The organism is uncultured Gordonia sp., assembly GCF_937858515.1.
Taxonomy (GTDB): domain Bacteria; phylum Actinomycetota; class Actinomycetes; order Mycobacteriales; family Mycobacteriaceae; genus Gordonia.
The window spans coordinates 1-2,698 of the sequence record NZ_CALLZT010000227.1 but is presented as its reverse complement, the minus strand read 5'-3'; the positions used below and the strand labels follow the sequence as shown (position 1 = coordinate 2,698).

The following is a 2,698-nucleotide window of genomic DNA, read 5'->3' as shown; positions in this document are numbered from 1 at the left end:
AGGAGACCGTGCTGCTGGGCACCGTCTCCGACGCCGCGGGCGCTCCCGTCGCCGGTGCGTTCGTCCGGTTGCTCGACTCGACCGGCGAATTCACCGCGGAGGTCGTGGCCAGCGCGACGGGCGACTTCCGGTTCTTCGCCGCACCGGGCACCTGGACGCTGCGCGCGCTCAGCTCGGTCGGCACCGGTGATGTCACCGTGAGCCCGGAAGGTCCCGGCGTTCACGAGCACGACATCACCGTCGCCAAGTAATACGGCTGTACCGAAAAAGCCCGGTCACCCCTGTGGTGGCCGGGCTTTTTCGTCGCTGCTGTCAGCCAGCGATGTCGGTGTCAGACGATGTCGGCGGCGAACACCGCGGAACGCTTGAGCATCGCCCGGGCCGGCTTGGGCAGTTCGGGGGCGTTGCTGCCGACGGCCACGATCCGCGGGTTGGTGATGTGCACCACCTTCCCCTTGGGGAGTTTCACGTCGGCCTCGCCGGCGGCTAGCACGTTCTTGGCCCAGTTGGTCTTGCCGTGCATCAGCCCGATGGCCAGTACGTCGCCCTTGCGGAATGAGCTGACCGGCGTCTCGTACGCCTTGCCCGATGTGCGGCCGGTGTGCTTGACGACGCTGAAGACCGGCATCTTCTTGGCCACACCGTTCCACGTGGGCGCGATGTATTTGTTGACGAAGTCCTCGACCTTGCCGGGGATCAGCATCGGGGTTTCGGGGGTGTCGTTCGGGTGCTTGTCTGAGCCCATCGTCGGGTCCTTTCGCTATGTTGCCTGCTTTACCCATCATGCCCCGCACCCCGCCATGCAGGCCGATTCAATCCACCGAAGGTATGCTGGCATACATGAAGAGGACGACCATCAAGATTCCCGATGATCTCGACGCGCGGTTGCGTCATGAGGCGAGTCTGCGGGGCATGACGATCTCGGAGGTCAGCAGGGAAGCATTGGAAACATTCCTCGACGTGGGCCCGCGCCGACGTCTCGGTGCCGCCGGCGCGGGCCGCAGTGGGCGCAGTGACATCTCCGAGCGCATCGAGGAGATCCTGGCCGCAGAAGTCGAGCGCACAGAAGTCGAGCGCACAGAAGTCGAGCGCACAGAAACCGACCGGTAGTGGCCCTCATCGTTGATGCCGGGCCGCTCTATGCCTACGTCGACGCCGACGATGCACACCACCACGCCTCACTTGAACTTCTCGAAACACATCCGGGGCCGCTGGTCGTCCCGACACTCGTGATCACCGAAGTGGTCTACCTTCTCGGTAGCCGGTTGGGCGCAGACGCCGAAGTGAGGTTTCTGGGCGACCTCGCGGCCGGTCATTTCGCCGTCGAACCCGTCGCGGCGCCGGACTGGTTACGTATAGCGGAGCTGGTAGCCCGATACCGCGACCTGCCACTCGGCACAGCCGACGCATCCGTGGTGGCCGCCGCAGAACGCCTTGGTGCAGAGACCATTGCCACGGTCGATCGGCGCCATTTCTCGATGGTACGCCCACGGCACGTCGGGTCATTCGCGTTGCTCCCGTAACCGTCGACCAGGATGCGCGGCCCGTGGCCTAGCCAAACACAATGAAGCCGATGGCCTCGTCGGTGCAGGATACGGGCCAGGAGGTCACGATCATGTATAAGGCAGTCACCGTCAAGCGCGGTATGTGGTTGATCCGTGCTGACATCGAGCCCTGATCCACCGCATGGCAGGCGATTCCGACCGCACTTGGCGAGTCGATCACGAACATCCTCGGGGGTCCGGGACATCTACACCGACATCGGGTGAGTGTGCCCTTAGTTCGGTTGTTCCGTCAGACCGGCGGTAGACTCTCGCCGTGGTCATTTTCTTCGAGGTCTTGTTGGTGCTCGCCGCAGTGCTGATCACCTGGTTCGCCGTCTACGTGCTGTACCGCCTGGTCAACGACGAATCGTGACCGGCCCGTCCGACGACGGCACCGTCCCCGGGCCGGCTCCGCGCCGCTCCGGTGATGAAGCCGTGGCCGACGCCGAGTCACGGGCGCTCGAATCGGGCAGCCGCGAACGCAACGTCCCCACGTGGGACGATCTGCCTCTGCCCGCCGACACCGCCAACCTCCGCGAGGGCGCCGACCTGCATCCGGGTCTGCTGGGCCTGCTGCCGATGGTCGGTGTGTGGCGCGGCGAGGGCGAGGGCCACGACCTGCTCACCGGCGACGACTATCACTTCTCCCAGCAGATCGTCGTCAGTCACGACGGCCAGAACTTCCTCAACTGGGAGTCCCGTTCCTGGGTCATCGACGACGACGGCAACTTCGTCGGCCCCGACCTGCGCGAGACCGGTTTCTGGCGGATCGGCGACGACGACACCATCGAGCTGCTCCTGGCCCACGCCGAGGGTTCGATCGAACTGTTCTACGGCAATCCGCTGAACCAGACGTCGTGGGAACTGGCCACCGACGTCGTCATCAAGGCCGAGTCCGGCGCGCACACCGCCGGCGCCAAACGCCTCTACGGCCTGGTCCCCGACGGCGACCTCGCCTACGTCGAAGAACGCATTGATACCGACGGCGACCTCACCCCCCGCCTGTCGGCCAAACTCCGCCGCCACGTCGGCTGATCGCTGACCTGAACGGAGAACAAACGGCCCCCGTACCGCTTCACGAGGAAGCCTGGCCGACGGACGGTCGGGGTACGGAGGCCGGGTGACCATCTGGGATTCGCCTCGGCGAACCAGGG

5 protein-coding genes are annotated in these 2,698 nt (G+C 65.4%); 4 read left to right on the top strand and 1 reads right to left on the bottom strand.

Going from position 1 to position 2,698, the window contains the following annotated elements; translation table 11 throughout:
* Window positions 1-251 (top strand): DUF1416 domain-containing protein (locus tag Q0627_RS22430; RefSeq protein WP_298813064.1); only part of this gene is annotated, 251 nt, incomplete at its 5' end.
* Window positions 252-331: 80 nt separating this feature from the next.
* Here the strand turns inward: Q0627_RS22430 and Q0627_RS22425 are convergent.
* On the bottom strand, window positions 332-745 hold the full coding sequence (locus tag Q0627_RS22425) for a nitroreductase family deazaflavin-dependent oxidoreductase (protein WP_291016240.1): 414 nt from the start codon (window positions 743-745) through the stop codon (window positions 332-334).
* A gap of 95 nt (window positions 746-840) precedes the next feature.
* Between Q0627_RS22425 and Q0627_RS22420 the strand changes: the two genes are divergently transcribed.
* The 3 genes from Q0627_RS22420 (at window position 841) to Q0627_RS22410 (ending at window position 2,579) form a co-directional block, all read left to right on the top strand.
* Window positions 841-1,110, top strand: a complete 270-nt coding sequence (locus Q0627_RS22420; RefSeq protein WP_291016239.1) for a CopG family transcriptional regulator — start codon at window positions 841-843, stop codon at window positions 1,108-1,110.
* Window positions 1,110-1,523 carry a type II toxin-antitoxin system VapC family toxin gene (locus Q0627_RS22415; RefSeq protein WP_291016238.1) on the top strand — a complete coding sequence of 138 codons (414 nt, stop codon included), beginning with the start codon at window positions 1,110-1,112 and terminating at the stop codon, window positions 1,521-1,523. Before Q0627_RS22420 ends, Q0627_RS22415 begins: the two co-directional genes overlap by 1 nt.
* A gap of 390 nt (window positions 1,524-1,913) precedes the next feature.
* Window positions 1,914-2,579 carry an FABP family protein gene (locus Q0627_RS22410; protein ID WP_291016237.1) on the top strand — a complete coding sequence of 222 codons (666 nt, stop codon included), beginning with the start codon at window positions 1,914-1,916 and terminating at the stop codon, window positions 2,577-2,579.
* Window positions 2,580-2,698: the final 119 nt, after the last annotated feature.

Excerpts from the sequence above, each read along its gene's own strand:
- Q0627_RS22425 (WP_291016240.1), bottom strand. The coding sequence starts at position 745 with ATGGGCTCAGACAAGCACCCGAACGACACCCCCGAAACCCCGATGCTG.
- Q0627_RS22420 (WP_291016239.1), top strand. The coding sequence starts at position 841 with ATGAAGAGGACGACCATCAAGATTCCCGATGATCTCGACGCGCGGTTG.